Source organism: Pseudarthrobacter woesei, from assembly GCF_055412745.1.
In genome coordinates, this window is sequence record NZ_JBVAYU010000007.1 from 234,496 (window position 1) to 259,524 (window position 25,029).

Genomic DNA, 25,029 nt, shown 5'->3' on the forward strand with positions numbered 1-25,029 from the left:
CCGCTCCCCCGCGGTCTTCCGTCGCCGAAAGTGCACTTCGCGGCAATGATTTGCCCCCGAAACACTGCCGCGAAGTGCCAACTCGGCGTCGGGCTACGGCGCGATTGACGGGCCGGGTCCCGCAGCACCGGGGCGCAGGGAACCGATGAGCTGGTCGATCACGCCGGCGTCCTCGATCGTCGAGGGCACCACATAGTCGTCACCGTCGGCGATCTGGCGCATGGTCTTGCGCAGGATCTTCCCCGAGCGCGTCTTGGGCAGGGCCTCGACCACGGTGACGTGCTTGAAGTCCGCCACAGCGCCGATATCGCGGCGGACCAGGGCGATCAGTTCCTTGACCAGGATCTCCGCGGGGATGTCGACTCCCGATTTGAGCACCACGTAGCCGCTGGGGCGCTGGCCCTTAAGCGGGTCCGCGAGGCCGATCACGGCGCACTCGGCGACCGCCGGGTGCTGGCCGATCACCTGTTCCATGGCGCCGGTGGAGAGCCGGTGGCCGGCCACGTTGATGATGTCATCGGTCCGGCCCATGACGAAAAGATAGCCGTTTTCGTCCCGGTAGCCGGAGTCGCCGGTGGCGTAATAGCCCTCGAACGCCTGGAGGTACGAGGAGATGTAGCGCTCGTCGTCGCCCCAGAGCGTGGTCAGGGTGCCCGGCGGCAGCGGAAGCGCCAAGACGATGTTGCCTTCCGTCCCGGCTTCGACGTCCTCGCCTGCGCCGTCGACGATGTTGAGCTTGAAGCCGGGCATCGGCACGCTGGGCGAGCCCGCCTTGATCTGCAGCTCGTCGAGCCCGCGGGGGTTGGCACAGATGGCCCAGCCGGTCTCGGTCTGCCACCAGTGGTCCACCACCGGGACGCCGAGGATCCGGGAAGCCCAGTGGTACGTGTCGGTGTCCAGCCGCTCGCCGGCCGCAAACAGGGTCCGCAGGCTGGAAATGTCGTACTTTTCCAGCAGCTTTGCCTCCGGGTCCGCCTTCCGGATGGCGCGCAGGGCGGTGGGCGCGGTAAAAAGCACGTTGACCTTGTGGTCCTGGATCACCCGCCAGAAGGCTCCGGCGTCGGGGGTGCCGACGGGCTTTCCTTCGTAGATCACCGTCGTGGCACCGGCCAGCAGCGGCCCGTACACGATGTACGAGTGCCCCACGACCCAGCCGACGTCGGAGGCGGTCCACATAACGTCTCCGGGGCCGACGTCGTAGATGTTTTCCAGGGTCCAGCGCAGCGCCACGGCGTGGCCGCCGTTGTCCCGCACGACACCCTTGGGGGCGCCGGTAGTTCCCGAGGTGTAGAGGATGTAGAGGGGATCCGTGGCCTTGACGTCGACCGGCGCGGCGGGCGCGGCGGCGGCCATCTCGGTGTCCCAGTCCAGCCAGCCGGCGTGGTCGGCAACCGAGGAGGCGAAGCCGTCCCGCGACTTGACCAGGACCGGTGTGCCCGGTGCTCCGGCCAGGCCGAGGGCTTCCTCGACGGCGGGCAGGTACTCGATCCGGCGCGAGGGCTCAATGCCGCCGGAGGCCGTGACCACTGCCGCCGGTACGGCGTCGCGGATGCGGGCCGCCAGTTCCTTGGGGGCGAACCCGCCGAAGACGACGGAATGCACGGCGCCGAGGCGCGCGGTGGCCAGCATGGCGATGGCGGCTTCGGGGATCATCGGCATGTAGATCACAACACGGTCCCCCTTGCCGACGCCGTGGCTGCGCAGGACCCCGGCGAAGCGGGCGACGAGGTCCGTCAGTTCCGCATAGCTGAAGCGCTGCTGTGTGCCGAGCATCGCGGAGTCATAGATCAATGCGTCCTGCGTACCCCGGCCTTCCTCGACGTGCCGGTCCAGGGCGTTGTAGGAGGTGTTGAGGACGCCGTCAGGGAACCAGTCGTACAGCGGCGCCCTGCCGGCATCAAGGCCCTGCTGCGGCGGAGTGGTCCATGAGATCTTCCCGGCGGCTTCCAGCCAGAATTCTGCGGGTTTCTCCAGGCTGCGAGCGTAGCTGTCCCGGTAGTTCTTGGTAACCATGAAATTGAATCCCGTCCACGACAATGTGATGAGGCTCATGGTAGCCCCGTCCGGGCGCAAGACACAATGCTTGTGTATACAGAACTGCGGCGGATTGAGCTATTTTGTCGGAAATGCTGGGCAAATCTGACTGGCGTGTATACACTGGAGACCGTCAGCCAATGAAGGAGGCAGGATGCGCGCCAGCGATAAGGCCTATGCGGCCCTGCGCGACGACATCATCGAATGGCGGCTCCTCCCCGGAACGGTCCTTGCGGAGGTGGAGCAGTCCGGGCGCCTCGGCATATCACGCACGCCGCTCCGGGAGGCCCTCAGCCGGCTCACCGCGGAAGGACTGACGACGACGGCGGGCGGCCGCGGCGTCGTCGTCACCGATATTTCGCTGGAGGACATCGACGAACTCTTCGAACTGCGCGAGACACTCGAGGGCAAGGCCGCCGCGCTGGCGGCCGAACGCGGCGACGCGGCCACCTTCGAACAGCTCCGCAACGAGCTGCTCCTGGCCCCCGCACTGATCAGCGGTGAAGATCCGGCCCGGCACGACTACTACGGGCTGGTGGGCCGGCTGGACTCGGCCATCGACGCCGCGATCTGCAATGCCTACCTGGCCCAGGCCATGCGCAGCCTGCGTGTCCACCTGGTCCGCGTCCGCCGGCTGGCCGCCGACGACGCCGAACGGCTGACCGCCGCCGCCGCCGAACACGCGGCCATCGCCGAGGCGATCGCCGCCGGCAACCCCCGGCTGGCCGAGGCCGCCACCACCCTCCACCTGCACCGCAGTCTTTCCCACGTCAAAGCCACGCACATACCTCACTAAACACCCACATACCTCACTAGCTAAGGAGCACCATGGTCAAGGAACACCACGTCCGCGTTTACAAGAGCGAGGAAAACCTGCCCCGCGAGGACCAGCTCGCCTTCAAGATCGCCAAGGTGGCCGCGGATCCCGTAGCCGTCACGGCCGAGGTCACCGACATGGTCATCAACCGTGTCATCGACAACGCCTCGGTGGCCATCGCCTCGCTGAACCGCGCCCCGATCGTCGCGGCCCGCGCGCAGGCCCTGACCCACGGCCCCACCACCGGCGGCAAGGGCTCGAAAGTCTTCGGCATCGAAGAGCGTGTTGCCCCCGAATGGGCCGCCTGGGCCAACGGCGTTGCAGTGCGTGAACTCGACTACCACGACACCTTCCTCGCCGCGGAGTACTCCCACCCGGGCGACAACATTCCGCCCATCCTCGCCGTGGCCCAGCACGTCGGTTCCACCGGCCAGGACCTGATCCGCGGCATCGCCACCGGCTACGAGATCCAGGTCAACCTGGTCAAGGCCATCTGCCTGCATAAGCACAAGATCGACCATGTCGCCCACCTCGGCCCCTCCGCCGCCGCCGGCATCGGCACCCTGCTCGGGCTTGAGGTCGAGACGATCTTCCAGTCCATCGGCCAGGCGCTGCACACCACCACGGCCACCCGGCAGTCCCGCAAGGGCGAGATCTCCACCTGGAAGGCCCACGCCCCGGCGTTCGCCGGCAAGATGGCTGTCGAATCCGCGGACCGTGCCATGCGCGGCCAGACCTCCCCGGTGCCGATCTACGAAGGCGAAGACGGCGTGATCGCCTGGATGCTGGACGGCCCCGACGCCTCCTACACCGTGCCGCTGCCGACACCCGGCGAAGCCAAGCGCGCCATCATGGACACCTACACCAAGGAACATTCCGCCGAGTACCAGGCCCAGGCCTGGATCGACCTGGCCCGCAAGCTCCACGGCGAACACCCCGAAGTCACCGACCCGGCCAACGTCGCGTCCGTGCTGATCAAGACCAGCCACCACACCCACTACGTGATCGGCTCCGGCGCCAACGATCCGCAGAAGTACAGCCCCACGGCCAGCCGTGAAACGCTGGACCACTCCATCCCGTACATCTTCACCGTCGCCCTGCAGGACGGCGCCTGGCACCACGTTGATTCCTATGCCCCGGAACGCGCCGCCCGCCCGGACACCGTGGATCTCTGGCACAAGGTCACCACCGTCGAGGATCCCGAATGGACCCGGCGCTACCACTCCCTGGACATCGCCGAGAAGGCTTTCGGCGGCACAGTTGTCATCACGCTCACGGACGGCACGGTCATCACCGACGAGATCGCCGTCGCCGACGCCCACCCGCTGGGCGCCCGGCCGTTCGCGCGGGAACAGTATGTGAACAAGTTCCGCACCCTCGCCGCGGGCCTCGTGGCCGACGAGGAAATCGAACGTTTCCTGGCCGCCGCCGCTCGGCTCCCCGAGCTGGCGGCCGGCGAACTGGACCAGCTCAACATCAGGGCGGCCGACGGCGTAATCGACCTGGCCGCCGCACCGAAGGGCCTCTTCTAATGCTGTATTCGAAGGTCACGCCGGAGCAGAAGCGGATCCGCTTCCGCGAGCTTCTGGCGTCCGGAACGATCCAGCAGTTCCCGGGCGCGTTCAACCCGCTCTCGGCCCGGCTGATCGAGGAGAAGGGCTTCGCCGGGGTCTACATTTCCGGTGCCGTCCTGGCCAATGACCTCGGCCTGCCGGACATCGGGCTGACGACGCTCACCGAGGTGGCCACCCGCGCCGGGCAGATCGCCCGGATGACGGACCTGCCCTGCATCGTGGACGCCGACACCGGATTCGGCGAGCCGATGAACGTGGCCCGCTCGGTCCAGGAAATCGAGAACGCGGGCCTCGCCGGCCTGCATATCGAGGACCAGTTCAACCCGAAACGCTGCGGCCACCTGGACGGCAAGAACGTAGTGGACCTCGACACCGCCACCAAGCGGATCCGCGCGGCGGCCGACGCCCGGCGGGACCCGAACTTCCTGATCATGGCCAGGACCGACATCCGCGCCACGGATGGACTGCAGGCCACCCAGGACCGTGCCAGGGCGCTGGTGGACGCCGGGGCCGACGCCATCTTCCCCGAGGCCATGAAGGATCTCAGCGAGTTCCAGGCGATCCGCGACGCCGTCGACGTGCCGATCCTGGCCAATATGACCGAATTCGGCCAGAGCGCACTGTTCACGGTGGAGCAGCTCGCCGCCGTCGGGGTCAACATGATCATCTACCCGGTGACCCTGCTCCGTAGTGCCATGGGCGCTGCGGAGCGTACGCTGGAATCGATTAAGGCCGACGGCACCCAGGAGGCACAGGTCGGGAACATGCTGACCCGTGCGCGGTTATATGACCTCGTTGACTACGAGGCCTACAACCGCTTTGACACCGGCGTCTTCAATTTCAAGATCCCCGGTAAGTGACCCCCGCAACCGACTTCCGGCTCCGGCCGGTTCAACAGGCGACAGGAACAAAGGAGTTTCAGCATGGCTGAACAAGAGATCAAAAAGGGCCTCGCCGGCGTCGTGGTGGACTACACCGCGGTGTCCAAGGTAAACCCGGACACGAATTCACTGCTGTACCGCGGCTACCCCGTGCAGGAACTGGCCGCCAAGTGCAGCTTCGAGGAAGTCGCCTACCTGCTATGGAACGGCGAGTTGCCCACCCCGGATCAGCTGGCGGAATTCACCGCGAAGGAACGCGCCGGGCGTGCGCTGGACCCGGTGGTCAAACAGGTGATCGATGCCCTGCCGACCAGCTCGCACCCGATGGATGTCTGCCGCACGGCGGCCTCGGTTATGGGCGCCCGGCACCCGCTGGCGGAGGAGTCCTCCCGCGAGGCCAACATGGCCAAGGCCGTGGACCTGTTTGCCGCGATGCCGGCGGTCGTTTCCTACGACCAGCGCCGGCGGCATGGCGCGGGACGCCCCGTTGAACCAGTCGAACCGCGCGAGGACCTGGGCTACTCCGCCAACTTCCTCTGGATGACGTTCGGCGAGGAGCCGGTCCAGGAGGTGGTCGAGGCGTTCAACGTCTCGATGATCCTCTACGCCGAGCACTCCTTCAACGCCTCGACGTTCACGGCCCGTGTCATCACATCCACGCTCTCGGACCTGCACTCGGCCGTGACCGGTGCCATCGGTGCCCTCAAGGGCCCGCTGCACGGCGGCGCCAACGAAGCCGTGATGCACACCTTTGACGAGATCGGGATCCGTCCGGAAGAGTCGCTGGATGAGGCTGCCACCCGGGCCAAGGCCTGGATGGAAGACGCCCTCGCCCAGAAGAAGAAGGTCATGGGCTTCGGCCACCGTGTCTACAAGCACGGCGACTCCCGGGTGCCCACCATGAAGGCGGCCCTGGACAAGATGATCGCGCACTACGGCCGGCCCGAGCTGCTGGGGCTGTACAACGGACTGGAATCGGCGATGGAGGAGGCCAAGGCGATCAAGCCGAACCTCGACTACCCGGCCGGACCCACCTACCACCTGATGGGCTTCGACACCCCGACCTTCACTCCCCTGTTCGTCGCCAGCCGGATCACCGGCTGGACCGCGCACATCATGGAGCAGTTGGACGCGAACTCACTGATCCGCCCCCTGAGCGCCTACAACGGCGTTGAGGAACGGCACGTGAAGTAGTTCCCCCTCAGCACCCAAGCAGTTTACGACGGCGGGCCGGTCACCTTAAGAGGTGGCCGGCCCGCCTTTTTCCCCTGGCCGGCGCTGCGCCTGGGGGTCATTTCCGCTCGTTCGTCGGGGGTTGGGGCGGGGCATGGACCCTTTCGCCGGGAGGACATGCCCATTCCTCGCACCCGGGACCGGGCATAAACGGACTATGTCCACCTGCCGGCCCCGGCGCGGGGCATGTCCTGTGGGCATTTTCGCTTACTCTGCCGGGCGCAGGCAGCCAGCGGGCGCGCTCCTTCCCGGTTGCCCGCCACCCAGCCGCCAGCCGGCCCAGGCAAAGCCCGGATTCCCGCGCGCGTTTGGCCCTGGGCGCCGAAGCAACTGGGAAGGACCGTCACGGCATGGGCTCGTGCGGCTCCTCCGGTGAAGCGTTGGGTGGGTGCGGCGGCGGGGAGCCGGGCTGCTCCGCGAGGGGACATGCCCATTCCTCGCACCCGGGACCGGGCATAAACGGATTATGCCCACCCGCCGGCCCCGGCGCGGGGCATGTCCTGTGCCCGGCCATCCCACGCCCTGGGACCCAGAACCCGCCGAACCAACCAAAATGCCCGGCTAGCCCGCGCTGATCTTCAGCGAGGTGATCATGCGCTTCGCGTTCGCGTATTCGGGGGTCTGCATGTAGGCCCGGGCGGCGTCCATGGAGGGAAACGTCTTGGCACCCTTGCGGTTGGGGACTTCCTCCGGGCCGCCGACGCGTACCTGGAAGGCGTCGGCGAAGGAGTACATCGGCGACTCGGGCGGGCCGTTGACGACGTTGTAGAACATGCACGTGGTGCCGTCCTGCCCGGCCGGGGTGCTGGTCAGTCCGTAGGACGCCGTGACGCGGCCTGTTTCCTGCAGCGCCCGGAAGGCGAACCTCGGTGTGACTGATCCTTTCGCGGGCTGGAACGGAAGATCGACTTCGACCAAGTCAAGAACCGTGTAGGGAACCGCGCCCTGGCATGCGCCGCCGAGTCCGCCGTACGGCCCGAGGTGCAGCGACGCCACCACCACAGCGGACTCGTCCGCGACGTCCACGTCCACGTCCCCGGAACCGGCGGCCCCGGCGGGTGCGGAAACACTCCAGGAGCCCGGGTAGTCGAAGCTGACCTTCGCATCGGCGCTGGTGAAAGTCTGCCAGGCCCCGGTGGATGGCGGGGGTGTGGCCCGGGCGGACGTTGCGGATGCCGACGGAGGCACTGATGCCGACGTCGCAAAGCTTGGCGAAGGCGTCGTCGTCAGCGGGGCGGACGCCGTCGGCGCCATCACCCCGGCCGTCGAGCCTGCCGCAGGGGCCTGGTCCGCGGACCCCATGGTTCCGGCCACGACAACGCCGCCGGCGACGGCCGCCACGGCGAGGGCAACAACCGCAACCGCCCAGGGCCAGCGCCGGCGAGCCCCGGCGTCGTTCGACGGTTCCTCGCCATAAGGGTCCCTGCCCGGAATGTCGTGACTGCCTGAGCCCATGCCATGCCCCCATTAAGGTCCGTGTGCCGCTTGCCGGTGACCCACAGGAAGTGGGTGGACCGCCGCGGCGCAATGTTCGAGCCTCACGCTACTGCCCCGGCCGCGGCATTCCCGGCAGTACGGTTTCGAGTCGCGGAATGTTTCGGCGAGGGGCTTGGCTCACCTCAGTGTTGGGGATACCGGACTGAAGCCACCGTTTCGTTGTCCTCATTGAGGACCACGACGACGTCGATAGTCTCGCCCGCCAGTGCCGGCGGCAGCCAGTGCGACGCATCCTGCCACATCAGGTGCAGCGGAAGGGCGCCCACGTCGAACCATTCCGGCGTGATCTCCGGGCTCTCGGCGGGTTCGCCTTCCCACTGCCGGGCAGTGAACAGCCTGCACGACATGTTCCACTCGGTCCGGGCTGGAAAGATGAACTCCACAACGCCGGCGTGCGCCAGGTCCTCCTGTCGGACAACGACTCCGGCCTCTTCCCAGACTTCGCGGACCACGGCCTCAGCGTCGCTCTCCCCCACTTCGACGTGACCGCCGACCCCCACGATTTTGCCCGTGCCGAAACCGGTCCTTTTCAGCCCCAGCAGGACTTCAGTGCCGGAGCCCGCTTCGCGGAGCAGGAAACACAGGGTGACAGGAGTGGAAGCCATGAATGCAAGCCTATAGCTGGCACAGGATGCCGACGCTATCCGGCCGCCAAACCGTCGCCAACAAGCTGCGGCCGCGGGTCGACCGGAATCCCCTTTCCGAGAGTTCCCTGTCCATGGCCTGCCGGGGCGTGAGGCCCTGGTTGTTCAGCGCCTGGAACTCCCACGTGAACACGCTGGACCACTCCTGCCGGACATCGCAGAGAAAACGGCCGTTCTGCAGTTCGTCTCCCCCGCGGTCGTCAGTTGTTCAGCATCTAGGTATCGCAGAGCACCATGGCACCGGGGTGGGCCAGGCGTTGCTTGATGCCACGGCGGGTGGTGGTCCCGCCATGCTGTGGGTCGCGAAAGACAATCCACGGGCGGTGGCGTTCTATCTCCGCAACGGGTTCGAATTCGACGGTGCGCAGCAGACCGACCCCGGGGCTGCCATGATTGTCGACGCCCGTATGGTCAGGTAGGAACAGCAGCTGGATCATTGCTTCCGCTCGCAAGGACGATACCGACAGGCTGGAAGGCACCTACTGAGAGGCGTGAACTCCGCAGCACGGCTTGGGCACGTCCCACCCGGTCCGTGCGGAACAGCCCTTCCCGGAGCCAGCCGGAGACCGCTGAGGGAGGCCGGAGCGGCGCTCAGACATATTGGAGCCGGAAGTCTTCCGGGAACGTGTCCGTGAGTGGCTCTGGCCACGCCGGGTCGTCCATGTCTGCCGCTGGCCACGGGTGCCCGGCCGTGAACAAGGGCCACTCCGGGAGCGGGTCCGGGGGCAGTTCCTCGTCGGGATCCCGGCCGGGGTCCTCGGGCACGCCTGCGAAAAGGAGTGTGTCTGCGTCCGTGCCCGTATCCATGGCAGCGATGGGGTCCGGCCAGTGGGGTGGTTCCCAGTCCTGCTGCTCGCTCGGGTAGTGCCTTCCGGACGGTGACGTCCACCCGGGCGGGGCATCCTTGCTGGCCCCCGCCGGTGTCCAGGCCGAGGCGTGTTTAAGTCGGTGGTGTCTGGGACACGGCTGGCCGAGGTTGGCAATCCCGGTGGTGCCACCGTCGGCCCACGCCAGGAGATGGTCTGCGTCGTTGTCCAGGGAATGGTTGCTACAGCCCGGGAACGGGCATTTACCGTCGCGGAGCCGAAGCCAGTGACGCTGGGCCTTCGTGAGCCGGTAGCTGGTCCGTCCGATCTCCAACGGCGCCCCGTCCCTCGGGTCCGTCAGGACACGGTAAAACGAACCGGCGCCGTCGGCGATGAGGCGGCGGGCCATCGACGGCGGGATGGGCCCGTACCCGTCCAGGACCGCCGGTTCCCCGGTGGCGCCCAGCAGGGACAACGCCGGGACCGTGACCAGGACCTGTGCCCGCGGCGACAGCACACCCCCGCCCGCACCTTCCCCCTCAGCGCCGGTGGTGAGGAGCCAGGTCGCGGCGACATCGGCGCGGAGCTGAGTCAGGGTGCGCGCCTCGTCCGGGCCATGGAGGGCGCGGGCGGCGGAGGTGGTCCGGTCCCAGATCCCCGCGGCCGTATCGGCCGGCAGGTAGGCGGAGAACCAGGCCATCCCGTCCCGGTCCGGGCGGTATTCGACCCGCCGGTCCGCAGCGCTTTTGGTGTGGCGTGTTTCGATGGTGTCCCTGTGGTGGCGTTCGCGCCAGGTGCGGGCCTTGGCCCGGAACCGGGACGGGACGAGGTCCCCGGCCCGGCAGCCGCGGGCCGGGTCCGGGGCGCCGGGGGCCAGGAAGTGCGCTTCCAGTCCGGCCGCGCCGGCAGGATCCAGGCTGCTCGTTTCGTCGACGATGATCCGGGCGTGCTGCCTGGAGATAGTCGCGGCCGCCAGCGCGGCCAGGGTCAGCGGCAAACCCCTTGTCAGGGCCAGGCATTCGGACAGGAACGCCCCGGCGGCCCCCTCGCTGACCGTCAGGACACACGCGATCTCCGCCGCCACCGCCATCTCCTGGCACCTAGCGTCATGCGGGGACGCCGCCGGGGACGCCAGGGCTTCGGTGGCCTGCAGATAGTCCGCGGCCAGCCGCACCTTCAACCCCGCGGCCCGGGCCTCCAGCCGGCCGACCTCGGCCAGACCATCGAGGCAGGCATCCGCCAGATCCCGCAACGGATCGGCACCCCACGACGGCTCGGCGTCTCGCACGCGATCGCCGTCCTTCGAATGAGTGCCCGCCAAGAAAGAGCGGTCTGTCCCCGTGCCCGTGAGAGCAGCAAGCGCAGCAGCGGACGCGGCGACGGCCTGCACCGCCTCCCGGCATTCAATGCTCCACGCTGCCCTGCTATCCACACAACAATTGTCTCTCGAGGCACCGACATTAGAGTGACTGTCCGGGTTGGCACCAAGCGCAGCAGCGGACGCAGCCACGGCCTCAGCTGCCTCAGCTGCCTCCCGGCATTCAATGCTCCACGCTGTCCTGCTATCCACACTGCAATCACATCATCAGGTACAGACAATTAGACGGCCTCCGCCGCGGGCCACGAGAAGCCGATAGGGCACCGGCACCGGCCGACGCCCGCGGAATCGTTGGGCCACGCGGCCAGGTTGCCAACCGGCGAAGCAGGCGAACGGTGGCGTTAGCCCAGCGCCCGCGGATGGGCGGCGGCGTAGATCTCGCGCAGGGTGTCCGCCGTTACGAGGGTGTACACCTGCGTGGTGGTGACAGACGCGTGGCCCAACAGTTCCTGGACCACCCGGACGTCCGCCCCGCCTTCGAGCAGGTGCGTCGCGAAAGAGTGCCGCAACGTGTGGGGCGAGACGTCCTTGGTGACGTTTGCCTTTTCGGCGGCGGCCTTGAGGATGGTCCAGGCGCTCTGCCGGCTGATCCTGCCGCCGCGGGCATTCAGGAAAAGGGCCGGGGTTCCCTTGCCCTTGGCTGCCAGCAACGGCCGGCCGCGGACCAGGTAGGAGTCGAGGGCGCGCGCCCCGAACGATCCCAGCGGGACCAGCCGTTCCTTGGAGCCCTTGCCGAACAACCGGACGATCGCCGGTCCGGCCTGTTCCGGCTGCCCGGCGGGCCGCAGTGCTATGTCGTCGACATCCAGGCCCATGGCTTCACTGATCCGCGCACCGGTGGAATACAGGAACTCCAGCAGGGCACGATCACGCAGTCCGGTTGCCGTGTCGCTGCCGGCCGCCTCGAGGATCCTCGTGACTTCATCGACACTGATGGCTTTGGGCAGCCGTTTGCCGGGCATCGGCGGGTGGACATCACCGGCCGGGTCCGTGGGGGTCACGCCTTCGAGCGCCCAGAACTTGTGGAGCCCGCGCACGGCCACCACCGTCCTGGCAGCCGAGCGGATGCCCAGGGCCGAGCCGCCGTCGGATCCGTCCGACAGGGCCTGGACGAAGCCGGTCACATCGTGCCGCGTGATCTCGGCGGGGCGCTGGCGTCCGGTCCGGGCGAGGTGCCTGGCGTAGCGGGCCAGGTCCCGCCGGTATGCGGATAGGGTGTTGGCGGCGAGCCCGCGCTCGACCCCCATGTGCTGCAGGTAGTCCGTCATGGCGCGGTCAACCGCGGTCAGCGGGCGCGAAGGCACCTTTGAGGGAACGGCGTCGGGAGCCTGTTCAGGGGCCGGCTGCTCCGCCGCCGGCGGTTCGGCGGTCAGCGTTTCCACGCTCAGCGCCGGCTGGGGTGGGCGGGCCACGGCGCGTCGGCCGGACGGAGTCCCTGGAAATTGTCCGCACGGGCGGCTGCGGCGGCCAGGACGCCGACGACGGCTGACGGATTGTGCAGCCGGCCCTCCAGCACCGCCGCGACGGCGGCGTTGAGCGGGATCCAGTGGAGTTCGATTTCGGCTTCCTCATCGGTGCGGACGTGCAGCTTGTGCCCGGGCACGTCGCTCAGGCCGCGGGCAAGGTAGATCCGGATGGCCTCGCTGGAGGACCCGGGGGAATTGAAGAAGTCCGCGAGGACGTTCCACTGCCCGGCAATGAGGTCTGCCTCTTCGGCCAGTTCCCGTGCCGCCCCGACGACGAAGTCCTCGCCTTCGACGTCCAGCAGCCCGGCCGGGATCTCCCAGAGGTCCATGCCGACGGGGTGCCGGTACTGCTTGATCAGCAGAACGTCGCCGGCGTCGTTCATGGGAAGGACGGCCACCGCCCCGGGGTGGTCGATATAGTCGCGGACCAGTGGTTCGCCGTCGTCGTTGAGCTGGAAACTGTCGCTGACAACATCCCAGATCCGGCCTTCGTAAACCGTCTCGGACGACAAAAGACGGCGCGGGCTGGGCTCATCCGAAACCTGCCGTACAGCCTTGGGGGTTTCAGAATTGCCGGGCATCGCGCCGTCCTTTGATTCAGTTACCGGTTACTTGGACGCTACCGGCGAGGGCTTGCCGGCGGGCGCTGCCGCACCGTTGGCAGCGGCGGCCTTCTGGCTGCCGATGCCTTTCTGGTGCCCCAGGGCAGCCCTGACCAGGCCGATGAAGAGAGCATGCGGGCGCGTGGGCCGTGAGCTGAGCTCCGGGTGCGCCTGCGTGGCCACGTAGTACGGGTGGACTTCGCGGGGAAGCTCCACGTACTCCACCAGCTTGCCGTCGGGGGACGTTCCGGAGAACACGAGCCCCTCGGCGGCGATCTGGTCGCGGTACTTGTTGTTGACCTCGTAGCGGTGGCGGTGGCGTTCGCTGACATTGGTGGTGCCGTACGTCTCGGCGACCACGGAACCCTCATCCAGTTTGGCCTCGTACAGGCCCAGGCGCATGGTGCCGCCCAGGTCGCCTTTGCCGTCGACGATGTCCAGCTGCTCTTCCATGGTGGCAATGACCGGGTACTTGGAGTCCGGCTCGAACTCGCTCGAGGAGGCGCCTTCGAGGCCCACCACGTTGCGGGCGTACTCGATGACCATGCACTGCAGGCCAAGGCACAGGCCAAGGACCGGGAGCTTGGTTTCGCGGGCGAACTTCAGCGCGCCCAGCTTGCCTTCGAGTCCGCGGATGCCGAAGCCGCCCGGGACACAGATCGCGTCGACGCCGGCAAGGGCCTTGACGGCACCCTCGCGGGTTTCGCATTCGTCCGAGGGGACCCAGCGGATCTTGACCTTGGTATCGTTCGCGAAGCCGCCGGCCCGCAGGGCCTCGGTCACGGACAGGTAGGCGTCGGGGAGGTCGATGTACTTGCCCACCAGGGCGATCTCAACCTCGTGCTTGGGGTTGTGGACCGCGTCGAGGAGCTTGTCCCAGCTGGTCCAGTCCACGTCCTTGAAGGGCAGATCGAGGGCGCGGACGATATAGGAATCCAGGCCCTGCGAGTGGAGGGTTTTTGGGATGTCGTAAATGCTCGGGGCATCCGGGCAGCCGATGACGGCGTCGATGTCGACGTCGCACATGCGTCCGATCTTGTCCCGCATGGGTTGGGGCACGTCGCGGTCCGATCGGATCACGATCGCCTCGGGCTGGATGCCGATGGAGCGCAGCGCGGCCACGGAGTGCTGCGTCGGCTTGGTCTTCAGCTCCTGCGACGGCCCGATGTACGGCACAAGGGAAACGTGCAGGAAGAAGACGTTTCCGCGGCCGATGTCCTGGCGGACCTGGCGGGCGGACTCGAGGAACGGCTGCGACTCGATGTCGCCCACGGTGCCGCCGATTTCGGTGATGATGACATCGGGGGCGTGCTTGCCCTCGGCGGGAAGCCTCATGCGCCGCTTGATTTCATCGGTAATATGCGGGATGACCTGGACGGTGTCGCCGAGGTATTCGCCGCGGCGCTCCTTGGCGATCACCGTGGAGTAGATCTGGCCGGTTGTGACGTTGGCCGAGCCTTCGAGGTTTTCATCGAGGAAGCGCTCGTAGTGGCCGATGTCGAGGTCCGTTTCGGCGCCGTCGTCGGTGACGAAGACTTCGCCGTGCTGGAAGGGGTTCATCGTGCCCGGATCCACGTTCAGATAGGGATCGAGCTTTTGCATAGTTACAGACAAGCCGCGTGCCCGCAGCAGGTGACCGAGGCTCGAAGCCGTCAGTCCCTTACCGAGCGAGGACGCCACACCACCGGTGACGAAGATGTGTTTGGTCGTCTTGGACGAGCCCGGAAACCGGGAATTTACACGGGAATTTGATCGCTGCACCACGGAGTTCGAGCCTATCATCATTTGAGCCTTTCACGGGTCCATTTGCCGGGTCCCAGGGCGTTCCTTCGATTGGATGTGATGGTTGTCCCAGCTCGTCGGGCCGGCCGCGGGCGGCCCGCCTCAGGCCTGCTGCGGCAAGAGCCTGGCGTCGTCCAGCAGCTCCTGGGCGTGGGCCTGCGCAGATTCGGAATCCTCCTGGCCTGCCAGCATGCGGGCAAGCTCCCGGACGCGCTCTGCCTCGTCGAGGAGCCGGACGTCGCTGGAGGTGAAGCCGGTCGCCGTCGCCCCGTCAGCGCCCCGTACCGAAGTCTTGGTGACACGGATGTGCTGGTCGGCGAAGGCTGCCACCTGCGGCAGGTGCGTGACGACGAGCACCTGGACATGCCGGGCGAGCATCGCCAGCCGCCGGCCGATCTCGACGGCGGCCCGGCCGCCGACGCCGGCGTCGACCTCGTCGAAGACAAAGGTCGGAACGGGGTCGACGGCGGCGAGCACCACTTCGATGGCCAGCATCACCCGGGACAGTTCGCCGCCGGAGGCGCCTTTGCCCAGCGGACGGGCCGGGGCACCGGAGTGCGGCTGCAGCAGGAAGGAGATCTCGTCAGCACCGAACGGGCCCAGCTGCGGGCCCGGCTCGACGTTAATGACCAGGGTGGCGTCCGCCATGGCCAGCGCCTTCAGTTCGGAGCTGACGCGGGCGGAGAGCTCTTTGGCGGCCTTCCTACGCAGCTTGCTGACCGCTGCCGACTGCTTGCCGAGCTCCGCCTCGGTGCGGGTGACTTCGGCGTCCATTGCCTCGATCCGGGTGGAGTCGTCCTGCAGCTCGAGGAACCGCGCCCGGGCCACCTCGGCCCAGACCAGCACCTCGTCGATGCTCGGCGCGTACTTGCGCACGAGGTTCGCCAGCGCGGCGCGGCGGTCCTCGATCTCGGCGAGGCGCTCGGGGCCCTCGGTGTCGAGCGCGGCCTGGTAGCTGGCGAGTTCCGCGGCAATGTCATTGAGCAGGAAACCAACCTCGGCCAGCCGGGCGGCCGCGGCCCCGAGTTCCCCGTCATGTTCGGCGACGTGTTCCAGGGTCCGCTTGGCGGCATCGACCAGCGTCGTGGCGTCGGCATCCTCGCCGAAGTCCTCGGCCATCAGCGCCTGGTGTGCCGAGGTGGCCGCGATCCGGAGTTCCTCAACGTTGGCGAGCTTCACGGCCTCTGCCTTGAGTGAGTCGTCCTCCCCCGGCTGCGGGTCGACGGCGTCGATCTCGGTGAGTGCGGCCTCGAGGGATTCGGCCTCGCGGAGTCGTTCCCGGGCGGCGCTGCGGAGCTCGTCCAGCTGCGTCTGGATGGACCTCCAGTGCCCGTAGAGCTCCTGGTAGGCGGCGAGGGTCCCGGCGAGGCTGTCCCCCGCGAACTTGTCCAGGGCGCCGCGCTGCGCCACCGGGCTCTTGAGCCGGATCTGGTCCGACTGGCCGTGAACCACCACGAGTGTTTCGCCGATCCCGGCGAGGACCCCCACGGGGGCGGCGCGTCCGCCGATATAGGCGCGGCTCCGGCCGTCGGCGCCCACGCTGCGGGCGATCAGCAGTTCGGCGCGGCCGTCGAACTCCTCCACCTCGGCCCCTGCCTCGCGGGCGCGCGCCACGGCGGTATGCCCGGCGTCGAGCGTCACGGTGGCCTCCGCGGAGGCGCTCTTCGCGCCGCTGCGCACGGCGCCGGCGTCGGACCGCGCACCAAGCAGCAGACCGACGGCGGTCACGACCATCGTCTTGCCGGCGCCGGTTTCACCGGTCACGACGCTCAGTCCCGGGCCGAGGGGCAGCGTGGCGTCGGTGATGACGCCGAGGTCGCGGATTCTCAGTTCTTCAAGCATGGGTCACTTCGCGGTCGTGGGATCGATGGTGGAGTCGGGAGCGGAATCGTAGGCGGCGTCCTGGCCGGCGTGCCGGGGAGCCAGCGGCGTGGCAGGCCTGAGCGTACGGACCACCGGAACCGGTCCGGTGTGGACGGCTTCAGTGTGCGGCGCGGGGCCCCGCCAGCCCTGGATGGGCAGCTCGAACTTGCGGACCAGGCGGCCGGAGAAAGGGGTCTGATGGGTGCGGGCGAGCCGGACGGGCGTGGCGGAGCGGGTTACTTCCACACGGGCCCCCGGCGGGAGATCCACCGAGCGGCGGCCGTCGCACCACAGCACGCCCTGGGCGCCGGTCCGGTTCAGGATCTCGACGGCGAGCCTGGAGCGGGGTGAGACCACGAGCGGTTTGGCGAAAAGGGCGTGGGCGCTGATCGGAACAATCAGGAGCGCCTCGACTTCCGGCCACACCACGGGGCCGCCGGCGGAGAAGGCGTAGGCAGTGGAGCCGGTGGGTGTGGCGAGGACGACGCCGTCGCAGCCGAAGGACGTCAAGGGTCGCTCGTCGACTTCGGTGACCACTTCGAGCATCCGTTCCCGGTTGCCCTTTTCGATCGCGGCCTCGTTGAGCGCCCAGGTGTGCCAGATCTTCTGGCCGCGGACCCAGACCTGGACATCGATGGTCATCCGCTCCTCCACGGTGTAGTCGCGGCGGGCGATCCACTCGACCGTCTGGGCCAGATCCGCCCGTTCGCTCTCGGCGAGGAACCCGACGTGGCCCAGATTGACGCCCAGCAGCGGCACGTCGACCTCGCGCACCAGTTCCGCCGCGCGCAGGATGGTACCGTCGCCGCCGAGCACCATAACGAGTTCGACGTCGGGCAGCTTCACATGGTCATGCAGGATTTCGACCGGCTGGTCGAGGCGCCCGAAGAAGCGGACCATGTCGCCGAGTTCGGATTTCTGCATCACCGGAACAATGCCGGAGGCGTGGAGCTGGGCGCAAGCCTCCCAGGCAGCCTTGAGCGATTCCTCGCGGCCGGTGTGGGCAAGGATGAGGACACGCCTGCTCATCGGGTTCCGCCTTCTAGTGCTTCTAGTACTTTGGCCAGATCGTTCCGAGTAACGCAGCAACGGCTGCGTCCCGCTCCTCGATCTTAGGCAGGTCTGTTCCAATCCCGCGCTTTATCCACAGGAAGTACTCGACGTTTCCGTCCTGGCCGGGCAAGGGGCTGCTGGCGAGTCCCATCAATTCCATGCCCGTGTCCATGGCTTCCGCCGCGACCTTGCCCACTGCGAGACGGCGCTCCCGCTCCGAGGTGACGACGCCGGTGCGGCCCAGCCGGTGCTTGCCGATCTCGAACTGCGGCTTGACCATCAGGACCAGGTCGCCGCCCGGTTCGGTGCAGACCGCCAGGGTCGCGAGCACCAGGGTCAGGGAGATGAAGGACAGATCCGCGACCGTCAGCGTTACCCGTCCGCCGATCTCGTCGGGCGTCATGTAGCGGACGTTGAGGCCCTCATGGACGGAGACGCGCGGGTCGTTCCGGATCTGCGGGACCAACTGGTCGTGTCCGACGTCGACCGCCACGACGTGGCCCGCACCGCGCCGGAGCAGCACCTCGGTGAACCCGCCCGTGGAGGCTCCGGCGTCGAGGCACCTCTCGCCCTCAACCTGAACGGCGGGAAAGGCGTCCAGGGCGCCGGCCAGCTTGTGTCCGGCGCGGCTGACGTAGTTGTCCTCCTCTGCTGCCGCGACGTCCAGGAGGGTGTGGTCCTGGACCTGGAGGGAGGCTTTGGCGAGCACTTCGCCGCCGGAGCTGACTTTCCCTTCGGCGATGAGGCGTGCGGCATGGGTCCGGGACCTCGCGAGTCCACGGCTGACGAGGGCCTGGTCGAGCCTGCTCATTCTAGGATTCCCCCGCTGCGTTGTGTCCGGTTAGGTCTTCGTTTAATGCGTCCATCAAGTCCTCGTGCAGGCCTGCGTAGACCTCGCCGTGGACGGATACCGGCCGCCCAGGGAGTCCAACGAGCCGTTCCAGCAGGGCCTCGACCGTGGGGTCTTGGGCTGCTGCTCCGGCCGGAAGCGGCGGCCAGCCGACGCTGGCTTCCGCCGTGTCTTCTGCCGTATCCGGGTCCGTTTCGCTGGCGGGGTGCGTCTCAGGGGTCAGCTCGGTCATGGTTTCCAGTCTAGTGATCCAGCCATTCGATCAGCGGCGCCAGGGCGGTGGCGGCCTCGGGGTTGGCGGCCCACCAGGCCGAACAGGCGGCCCGCCAGGAATCGAGATCGGCGGGATCACCGCTTATGCGCACCGTCGGTCCGTGCACAACGGCGGAGGCGGCGCCGCAGCGGTACCGCCCGGCGTCGTGCTCCACCGCCGGGTAGGGACGGTAGAGGTCCGTGAGGTCGTTGATGAGGTAGTCCGGCCGTTCCAGCGTTCGGGAAGCGAGGATGGTTTCCCGCGTGTCGACGCCGGTCAGCACGGCCACCGTGGCGAACCCGGCGTTGTTACCGCCGAGGATATCGGTGTCCAGGCGGTCGCCCACCACAAGCGGCCGGTCCGAGGCCAGCCGCTTGGCGGCAGCATGGAACAGGGACGCCTCGGGCTTGCCCGCAACAAGCGGACGCTGGCCGGTTGCCGCGGCCACGGCGGCGACGAGCGTGCCGTTGCCGGGGGCGATGCCCCTGGCCTGGGGAATGGACATGTCCGTGTTGGTGGCCACCCAGAGAGCGCCTCCGGCAACAACGTAGGAGGCTTCGGCGAGGTCTTTCCAGCCGAGGTCAGGGTGGAAACCCTGCACAACGGCGACAGGCTTCTCGGCCTCGCTGCGCACCGGCACAAGCCCGGCGAGCTCAATTTCGCGGGCCAGGGCATCGCCGCCGGTGATCAGCACACGCGCGCCCGCGGGCAGCAGCGAGGCCAGCAGTTCCCCGGCGGCCTGCGGGGAGCTGACCACCTGATGGTCCTCGGCCGGCGCCCCGAGCTCGCGCAGGTGCTGGGCAACCTGCGCGGGCGTCCGGGACGCGTTGTTGGTGACGTAGCCCAGTCCGACGCCGATGCCGCCGAGCCTACGCAACGACTCCACCGCCCCGGGAATGGCGTGGGGTCCTGCGTAAACCACGCCGTCGAGGTCAGCGAGCAGCGCGTCGAACCCCGAGATCAGCTCCGTTCCGGCCATCCGCGCTTAGTCCTCCGCGCGTTCCGGCTGGCCGGAGTCCGCTTCGTTGTAGGAGTCCTCGTCGCCTTCCGGCCGGCCGGTCTCGCCGGAATCGTCACCAGCCAGTACCTCGGAGCGGTCCAGTGCGTCCTTCTCCACGGAGTCTTCATCTGACTCGGCGTCGTCGGACTCCCAGAAGTCGGATTCGACGTCGTCAGACCCTTCCTCGAGCGCGCTGATGCCTTCCACGGCTGCGGGCGTTTCAGGGAGACCGGCAACGGCAGCCGCGGTGGCGGCACGGGGTGCCTGCTCATCGGCAGCAGCGGCGGCCTGCTGGGCGGACTGTTCGGCCAGGAGCCGGCGCCGCTGCTGTTCCTCGCGGGCTTCCTCTTCCTCGTCCCAGCCGAGGTCAATGATGTCCGGGTCGTCCGAGACGTCGACGCCGAGTGCGTTTTCAGCGACGACGGCCTGGCGCTGCCATTTCTCGGCTTCGGCCGTGCGGCCAACTGCGGTCAGGGCATCAGCGTAGGCGCGGAAGAGCCGGGGGCTGTAGGAGAACGCGCGGTTGATGTCCAGCTGGACGATCTCCAGTTCGGAGACTGCGGCGTCGAGCTGATCCAGATCGGTCCGGGCGCCGGCAGCCACGATGGCGAGCTCCGCCTTGCCCGGTGCATCGAGATCCTTGGCCTCTTCGGAGCGCGCCATGTCCAGGGCGCGGTCCGGGCGTCCAAGTCCGCGTTCGCAGTCGGCCATGACGGGAAGGTGCATGTTGGAGCCGCTGATCCGCCGGTAGGTGCGGAATTCGCGCAGCGCCTCACCATAGTGTCCGGCGGCATAGGCCGTCAGACCGACGGCTTCGCGGACTGCAGCGAGGCGTCCACCGCGGCGGCTTGCCGCGAGGGCATGCTGGAAGGCCAGCTCGGGTTCGTCGTCAATCAGTCGCCCGGCCATGACCAGGTGGCGGGCAACCCACTCCGCGCTGTTTTCCTCGAGGGTCTTGATCTGGTGGTGCGTGGCGCGGTCCAGTTCCTTGCCCGTGACGTCGTCGTCGATCTGCGGTGAACGCTCACGGTCGGGGCGGTTCGCGCTGCGGAGATCCCGGGCGTTGGGCACACGAACGGGCCGGTCTTCGGGCCGGTCGCGGCCGAACTGGCGGGGTCCCGACTCGCCGCGGTCGAAGCCGCGCGCGGGACGATCATCACGGCTGCCGAATGGCTTCCGGTTGTCGCCGCCGCTGTAGGGCGGCTTACGGTCACGATCGCCACCGCCGAAGCTGCGACGCTCTCCGGCACCTTCACGCGGGGCACGGTCGCCGTAGGGCTTGCGGTCTCGATCGCCACCACTGAAGGGAGGCTTGCGATCCCGGTCACCGCCACCGCTATAGGGAGGCTTGCGATCCCCTCCGCCACTGAAAGGCTTGCGGTCACCTTCACGCGGAGCACGATCACCAAACGGCTTGCGGTCACGATCGCCACCACCGGCATACGGCGGCTTACGATCCCCGCCACCACCGAAGCTACGACGCTCACCGCCACCCTCACGCGGAGCACGATCACCAAACGGCTTGCGGTCACGATCGCCGCCACCGGCATACGGCGGCTTACGATCCCCGCCACCACCACCACTATAGGGAGGCTTGCGATCCCCGCCGCCGCTGAAAGGCTTGCGGCCACCTTCACGCGCCGGACGGTCGCCGAACGGCTTGCGATCCCGATCGCCGGACGAAGGCCGGGATCCTTCCGATCCCCGGTCCTCCCTGGCACGGAAGCCGCGGGGGTCGCCACCTGAATTGTTGGTGCCGCGGAATCCTCCGCTTCCGGAACTGCGTCCGCCGCCGAAGTTGCCGCGGTCGTTGCCGCCGCGGTTACGGTCGTTGTGCTCAGCCATGCTGGATTCCTCCTATTGCGAGCCCCCGACTGGCGCGCTCGCAGCCGTACTACTCTCGTTGCGTCTTGCCCGGACACGACCAATCCCTGGGGATCACGGAGTCTCTAAGCCAGCTTCCAGTGTAGTCGAGCAAGTGCACTAGGCTTTGTCCGGCCCCACCATCTCCTTCAGCTTGGCGAGACCGTCTGCCGCGGTCCATGAAGACGTCGGCAACGAGACGATGAGTCTCAAGAGTTTAGGTCCGTTAGCCATCACCAGGGCATATTCCGTCGAGCCGCTAAGTTCTATCACGGCGAACCTCGCTTGTCCGGGAAGATCGGGCACCTCGACTGAATTGGTCATCGCGGCAAAAGGGGCTGATCCCGCTATCTCTTCGATGGAACCAAAGGTTGTGACCTCGACAACTACCGCATGCGTCGTCGTACGCCCTGAATCTAGGGAATAGACGCAGCTCTCGCGTCGGGTACCGGAGGGGTCCACGCTGCCAGAAGTTTCACTCGGCTGGATCTCGGCGGCGGCGTCTCCCAGAACTTCACGGATCCGATCTGGCCCAAGTTCCCCACAGGAGGAAAGGACATTCGTCGGAAGCAGGCTCGAGCCATCCCGTGCCATGCTGGGAACGGGATTGACGCTGGCAGACGGACTCTGGAGGCTACCTGCGTCGCCCGGCACCGTCGTCGTTCCGCTGCAAGCCGTCAGGCTGATACCGCAGGCGAGGACCAAAGCCAGACTTAATCTGCCGTGCAGTTTACCAAAACACATCGTCCACGACCCCCATCACAATCTTGTCGCCCGGGACGGCCGAGCGCTGATACCTAACGATGTCAGCTTCGCCCAGGGAAATACAGCCCCATGTTGGGACCCTGTTGGCATGCAGGAAGATGGCAAATCCGGCATTCGGAACAATAGGCGAGTCCGGCGGTCGGTTGTAATTGATGACTACCCCCTGCCTGTAGTCGTGAGACGCGCGGGTGGCGTAATACCACATGTTCTCGTCTGGAAAGACATCGGCACTTGACTCGAAGTACTTGTTGTAGTTGGCGTTGAGCCTTCCGCCCCAGCGTGAATAAGGATTCAAGTGTCTGTAGGAGAGAGCGGTGCCCGGATCGCCCAAACCGAACGCTTCAGTGACCGAGAAGGCTCCGGTGGGTGAGTATTTGTTGATTGTGGGGCCAGATGCGACGCCGGGTCTGGCGAAACCGCTTTCGCCGGCAAATCCGGGAACCACCCATTCGAGCCGGAAGGTTCCGCCGTCCTTGACGCAGGTCGTGAAGTTGACACTCGTATTCGGGTAACCTTCCGCAATGGCGAAGGAGACTCGTGAAGGAGCGGAAGTGTTGTAGCGGACGCTTCCACGGTTCAGTGCTGCGCAATAGCCGTCTGAACGCAGGTGGAAGTCGATTCCGCTCGTCGAACTCCATGTCAAGCGGCCGTACTGGAACTCCTGGACGCACGCGTTGCTGCAGTGTTCGGCCGAGACAGGGTAACCGAGAGACCCGTGCTCCCATCCGCGGCTGCCATAGGTCCCTAGGATGGCGCCCCAAATAGGCTGGGCTCCGCCAAACGGCGACCAATATACGGCGCCGCCCTGGAAACGCTGCACGCAGCCGTCGTTTCGCAGACCACAGTATTCACGGCCCACAGGGTAACCGAGAGGTCCGGATTCCCAGTTGAGACTGGCCCATCGCTCAGCGATGCCCGCCGTCGTACCAAACGCACCGGAAGCCGCGGACCAGTGCATGGCCCCGTGTTCAAAACGCTGCAGGCAACCGTTGCTGCGCAACCCGCAGATTTCGGCACCGACGGGATATCCCATGCGTCCTGTTTCCCAGGACATGTCACCGTAGCCGGTCAGGATAGAGCCCCAAACCGCCTGGGCGCCACCGGCCGAAGACCAGTAGACAACCCCGCCTTGGAAGCGCTGGACACAACCTGAGTTCCGCAATACGCAGGCCTCGGCGCTAAGAGGATATCCGAGTCGTCCGGATTCCCAATTCAGGCTCGCCCAGCGCTCGGCAATCGCAGCCCGAGTCGGATGAGCCCCCGCGGCAGCCGACCAGTGCATGGCTCCACCCTGAAAATGCTGAACGCAACCGTTGTCGCGCAGACCACAGTATGCGGCATCCACCGGGTAGCCGAGCAGCCCGGATTCCCAATTCAGGCTCGCCCACCGCTCGGCAATCGCAGCCCGGGTCGGATGAGCCCCCGTGCCAGCGGACCAGTGGACGGCCCCGCCTTCGAAACGTTGGGCACAACCACCACTCTTCAGACCGCAGAAAACCGCGGAAACCGATCTTCCTAAGCTGCCAGTGGCACCGCCGAGTTGCACCCAGCGTGCGCTAATGGCTTTTTCGCCGGCCCCAAGCGCTGCCTGCCCCGCCAAAGGATCTTGCCCAGGTGGGGGATTCTTAGCTGCAGAAGTCGCCTCAGGAACCGGGACCGGCACCCCGGGATTTCCGCTAGAGGTCGGTTGGGGGGCTGGGGTCATCGTCGAAGACGGTGCAGGGGTCGCCGACACAGCGGGTTTAGTCTTCGCGGACTCTACCGGAGCACCTGAACTTGTCGTACTACTCGACGGAGCTGGGCTCTCTAGCCCGACACCGGCCTTCACCGCCACATCAAACTGCGGACTGGCTGCACCGGCGGCCAACCCGCCGTTCATTGCCAAGATCAAGCCCAGCAGAGTTGCCGCGGTCACTATTCCTGAACGTTTCATGTTGAGTTTCTTCCCCCACTACAGGTGCCGCTGCGGCACATCCGTTCACGAGGTTACACGAGACCTTCACGACAGCTGCCTAACACGCTGATAACTACACCAGCTGCCTGCTTCCTCACCGTCTGCATTTGCGGCGGCTGCTTGGGAAGCACTTGAAGTATGCTCGGAGAGTTTGCGATAGTCCCACGTACCCAGTCTCGGCGCGCGGGCGGGCGGGGGCGGGTTGGGGGGTTAAATGACTCAGGTCCCGACATTCCTTGTCGGGACCTGAGTTGATAAATAGTGTCCGGCGGTGACCTACTCTCCCACACCCTCCCGGGTGCAGTACCATCGGCGCTGTGGGTCTTAGCTTCCGGGTTCGGAATGGGACCGGGCGTTTCCCCCACGCTGTGACCGCCGTAACCCTTGCTCCGCACCGGTCCGCGCCTGGGCGTGGGGGTGGGAAATTTGTGGTTACAACTGTGGTGTTGTTGTGTTGTGTTTTTGTTCCCTGGGACAACGTGCCGGTGAGGGTTTGTTGTTTGGGAACCACATAGTGGACGCAAGCAGTCTTGTTATCTTTGTACTCTCTTCATGGTGTGAACGTCTTTTGAATCCGTTCACGAAGGGAGTGTGTGGTGTAAGTTATCGGCCTATTAGTACCGGTCAGCTTCACGAGTCGTTAGTCCTCGCTTCCACATCCGGCCTATCAACCCAGTGGTCTGGCTGGGGGCCTCTCACACCCGAGGGTGTATG

The 25,029-nt window shown here is 67.0% G+C and carries 20 protein-coding genes and 1 rRNA gene; 4 read left to right on the forward strand and 17 right to left on the reverse strand.

Annotation, left to right across the window (positions count from 1 at the left end; genetic code table 11):
- Positions 1 to 93: 93 nt before the first annotated feature.
- Positions 94 to 2,013 (reverse strand): AMP-binding protein, encoded by a 1,920-nt coding sequence (locus tag ACZYZE_RS12400; RefSeq protein ID WP_463907944.1) that lies wholly within the window; start codon positions 2,011 to 2,013, stop codon positions 94 to 96.
- A gap of 175 nt (positions 2,014 to 2,188) precedes the next feature.
- Between ACZYZE_RS12400 and ACZYZE_RS12405 the strand changes: the two genes are divergently transcribed.
- From ACZYZE_RS12405 to ACZYZE_RS12420, 4 genes are all read left to right on the forward strand, one after another.
- Positions 2,189 to 2,830, forward strand: a complete 642-nt coding sequence (locus ACZYZE_RS12405; protein ID WP_459317111.1) for a GntR family transcriptional regulator — start codon at positions 2,189 to 2,191, stop codon at positions 2,828 to 2,830.
- A gap of 32 nt (positions 2,831 to 2,862) precedes the next feature.
- On the forward strand, positions 2,863 to 4,383 hold the full coding sequence (locus ACZYZE_RS12410; protein ID WP_459317110.1) for an MmgE/PrpD family protein: 1,521 nt from the start codon (positions 2,863 to 2,865) through the stop codon (positions 4,381 to 4,383).
- Positions 4,383 to 5,285, forward strand: coding sequence for a methylisocitrate lyase (gene prpB / locus ACZYZE_RS12415; RefSeq protein WP_459317109.1), 903 nt, complete (start codon positions 4,383 to 4,385; stop codon positions 5,283 to 5,285). The genes ACZYZE_RS12410 and prpB overlap by 1 nt, the downstream gene beginning before the upstream one ends.
- Positions 5,286 to 5,348: 63 nt before the next feature.
- Positions 5,349 to 6,500 (forward strand): bifunctional 2-methylcitrate synthase/citrate synthase, encoded by a 1,152-nt coding sequence (locus ACZYZE_RS12420; RefSeq protein ID WP_459317108.1) that lies wholly within the window; start codon positions 5,349 to 5,351, stop codon positions 6,498 to 6,500.
- Between the two features lie 600 nt (positions 6,501 to 7,100).
- On the opposite strand, the gene ACZYZE_RS12425 is transcribed toward ACZYZE_RS12420, so the two are convergent.
- The 16 genes from ACZYZE_RS12425 to rrf all read right to left on the reverse strand — a co-directional run bounded on the left by ACZYZE_RS12425 (position 7,101) and on the right by rrf (position 24,695).
- Entirely contained in the window at positions 7,101 to 7,994 is an 894-nt protein-coding gene (locus ACZYZE_RS12425) for a hypothetical protein (protein WP_459317107.1), read from the reverse strand.
- 164 nt (positions 7,995 to 8,158) lie between these two features.
- Positions 8,159 to 8,641 carry an 8-oxo-dGTP diphosphatase gene (locus ACZYZE_RS12430; RefSeq protein ID WP_459317106.1) on the reverse strand — a complete coding sequence of 161 codons (483 nt, stop codon included), beginning with the start codon at positions 8,639 to 8,641 and terminating at the stop codon, positions 8,159 to 8,161.
- A gap of 254 nt (positions 8,642 to 8,895) precedes the next feature.
- Positions 8,896 to 9,117 carry a hypothetical protein gene (locus tag ACZYZE_RS12435; protein WP_463907948.1) on the reverse strand — a complete coding sequence of 74 codons (222 nt, stop codon included), beginning with the start codon at positions 9,115 to 9,117 and terminating at the stop codon, positions 8,896 to 8,898.
- A gap of 154 nt (positions 9,118 to 9,271) precedes the next feature.
- Positions 9,272 to 10,774, reverse strand: coding sequence for an HNH endonuclease signature motif containing protein (locus ACZYZE_RS12440; protein WP_459317104.1), 1,503 nt, complete (start codon positions 10,772 to 10,774; stop codon positions 9,272 to 9,274).
- A 431-nt stretch (positions 10,775 to 11,205) separates the two neighbouring features.
- Positions 11,206 to 12,132 (reverse strand): site-specific tyrosine recombinase XerD, encoded by a 927-nt coding sequence (gene xerD / locus ACZYZE_RS12445; protein WP_463907981.1) that lies wholly within the window; start codon positions 12,130 to 12,132, stop codon positions 11,206 to 11,208.
- A 116-nt stretch (positions 12,133 to 12,248) separates the two neighbouring features.
- Positions 12,249 to 12,911 (reverse strand): NUDIX domain-containing protein, encoded by a 663-nt coding sequence (locus ACZYZE_RS12450; protein WP_459317103.1) that lies wholly within the window; start codon positions 12,909 to 12,911, stop codon positions 12,249 to 12,251.
- Positions 12,912 to 12,938: 27 nt separating this feature from the next.
- Positions 12,939 to 14,714, reverse strand: coding sequence for a CTP synthase (pyrG, locus tag ACZYZE_RS12455; RefSeq protein WP_459317285.1), 1,776 nt, complete (start codon positions 14,712 to 14,714; stop codon positions 12,939 to 12,941).
- Positions 14,715 to 14,816: 102 nt separating this feature from the next.
- Positions 14,817 to 16,556 (reverse strand): DNA repair protein RecN, encoded by a 1,740-nt coding sequence (gene recN / locus ACZYZE_RS12460; RefSeq protein WP_463907950.1) that lies wholly within the window; start codon positions 16,554 to 16,556, stop codon positions 14,817 to 14,819.
- 3 nt (positions 16,557 to 16,559) lie between these two features.
- The gene (locus tag ACZYZE_RS12465) at positions 16,560 to 17,606 is read right to left on the reverse strand and encodes an NAD kinase (RefSeq protein WP_463907952.1); all 1,047 of its coding nucleotides are present in this window, start codon (positions 17,604 to 17,606) and stop codon (positions 16,560 to 16,562) included.
- Positions 17,607 to 17,628: 22 nt separating this feature from the next.
- Positions 17,629 to 18,441, reverse strand: coding sequence for a TlyA family RNA methyltransferase (locus ACZYZE_RS12470; protein ID WP_463907954.1), 813 nt, complete (start codon positions 18,439 to 18,441; stop codon positions 17,629 to 17,631).
- A 1-nt stretch (position 18,442) separates the two neighbouring features.
- Positions 18,443 to 18,712 (reverse strand): hypothetical protein, encoded by a 270-nt coding sequence (locus ACZYZE_RS12475; protein WP_463907956.1) that lies wholly within the window; start codon positions 18,710 to 18,712, stop codon positions 18,443 to 18,445.
- 10 nt (positions 18,713 to 18,722) lie between these two features.
- Positions 18,723 to 19,712, reverse strand: a complete 990-nt coding sequence (locus ACZYZE_RS12480) for an HAD-IIA family hydrolase (RefSeq protein ID WP_463907958.1) — start codon at positions 19,710 to 19,712, stop codon at positions 18,723 to 18,725.
- 6 nt (positions 19,713 to 19,718) lie between these two features.
- A complete protein-coding gene (locus tag ACZYZE_RS12485; protein ID WP_463907960.1) occupies positions 19,719 to 20,804 on the reverse strand; it encodes a tetratricopeptide repeat protein in 1,086 nt (361 codons plus the stop codon).
- Positions 20,805 to 21,716: 912 nt separating this feature from the next.
- Positions 21,717 to 22,340, reverse strand: coding sequence for a DUF3558 domain-containing protein (locus ACZYZE_RS12490; RefSeq protein ID WP_459317096.1), 624 nt, complete (start codon positions 22,338 to 22,340; stop codon positions 21,717 to 21,719).
- The gene (locus ACZYZE_RS12495) at positions 22,327 to 23,961 is read right to left on the reverse strand and encodes a hypothetical protein (RefSeq protein WP_463907962.1); all 1,635 of its coding nucleotides are present in this window, start codon (positions 23,959 to 23,961) and stop codon (positions 22,327 to 22,329) included. Before ACZYZE_RS12495 ends, ACZYZE_RS12490 begins: the two co-directional genes overlap by 14 nt.
- A gap of 617 nt (positions 23,962 to 24,578) precedes the next feature.
- Positions 24,579 to 24,695 (reverse strand): 5S ribosomal RNA (gene rrf, locus ACZYZE_RS12500).
- Positions 24,696 to 25,029: the final 334 nt, after the last annotated feature.

Excerpts from the sequence above, each read along its gene's own strand:
- ACZYZE_RS12400 (WP_463907944.1), bottom strand. The coding sequence starts at position 2,013 with ATGGTTACCAAGAACTACCGGGACAGCTACGCTCGCAGCCTGGAGAAA.
- ACZYZE_RS12405 (WP_459317111.1), top strand. The coding sequence starts at position 2,189 with ATGCGCGCCAGCGATAAGGCCTATGCGGCCCTGCGCGACGACATCATC.
- ACZYZE_RS12410 (WP_459317110.1), top strand. The coding sequence starts at position 2,863 with ATGGTCAAGGAACACCACGTCCGCGTTTACAAGAGCGAGGAAAACCTG.
- prpB (WP_459317109.1), top strand. The coding sequence starts at position 4,383 with ATGCTGTATTCGAAGGTCACGCCGGAGCAGAAGCGGATCCGCTTCCGC.
- ACZYZE_RS12420 (WP_459317108.1), top strand. The coding sequence starts at position 5,349 with ATGGCTGAACAAGAGATCAAAAAGGGCCTCGCCGGCGTCGTGGTGGAC.
- ACZYZE_RS12425 (WP_459317107.1), bottom strand. The coding sequence starts at position 7,994 with ATGGGCTCAGGCAGTCACGACATTCCGGGCAGGGACCCTTATGGCGAG.
- ACZYZE_RS12430 (WP_459317106.1), bottom strand. The coding sequence starts at position 8,641 with ATGGCTTCCACTCCTGTCACCCTGTGTTTCCTGCTCCGCGAAGCGGGC.
- ACZYZE_RS12435 (WP_463907948.1), bottom strand. The coding sequence starts at position 9,117 with ATGATCCAGCTGCTGTTCCTACCTGACCATACGGGCGTCGACAATCAT.
- xerD (WP_463907981.1), bottom strand. The coding sequence starts at position 12,132 with ATGACGGACTACCTGCAGCACATGGGGGTCGAGCGCGGGCTCGCCGCC.
- ACZYZE_RS12450 (WP_459317103.1), bottom strand. The coding sequence starts at position 12,911 with ATGCCCGGCAATTCTGAAACCCCCAAGGCTGTACGGCAGGTTTCGGAT.
- pyrG (WP_459317285.1), bottom strand. The coding sequence starts at position 14,714 with ATGATAGGCTCGAACTCCGTGGTGCAGCGATCAAATTCCCGTGTAAAT.
- recN (WP_463907950.1), bottom strand. The coding sequence starts at position 16,556 with ATGCTTGAAGAACTGAGAATCCGCGACCTCGGCGTCATCACCGACGCC.
- ACZYZE_RS12465 (WP_463907952.1), bottom strand. The coding sequence starts at position 17,606 with ATGAGCAGGCGTGTCCTCATCCTTGCCCACACCGGCCGCGAGGAATCG.
- ACZYZE_RS12470 (WP_463907954.1), bottom strand. The coding sequence starts at position 18,441 with ATGAGCAGGCTCGACCAGGCCCTCGTCAGCCGTGGACTCGCGAGGTCC.
- ACZYZE_RS12475 (WP_463907956.1), bottom strand. The coding sequence starts at position 18,712 with ATGACCGAGCTGACCCCTGAGACGCACCCCGCCAGCGAAACGGACCCG.
- ACZYZE_RS12480 (WP_463907958.1), bottom strand. The coding sequence starts at position 19,712 with ATGGCCGGAACGGAGCTGATCTCGGGGTTCGACGCGCTGCTCGCTGAC.
- ACZYZE_RS12490 (WP_459317096.1), bottom strand. The coding sequence starts at position 22,340 with ATGTGTTTTGGTAAACTGCACGGCAGATTAAGTCTGGCTTTGGTCCTC.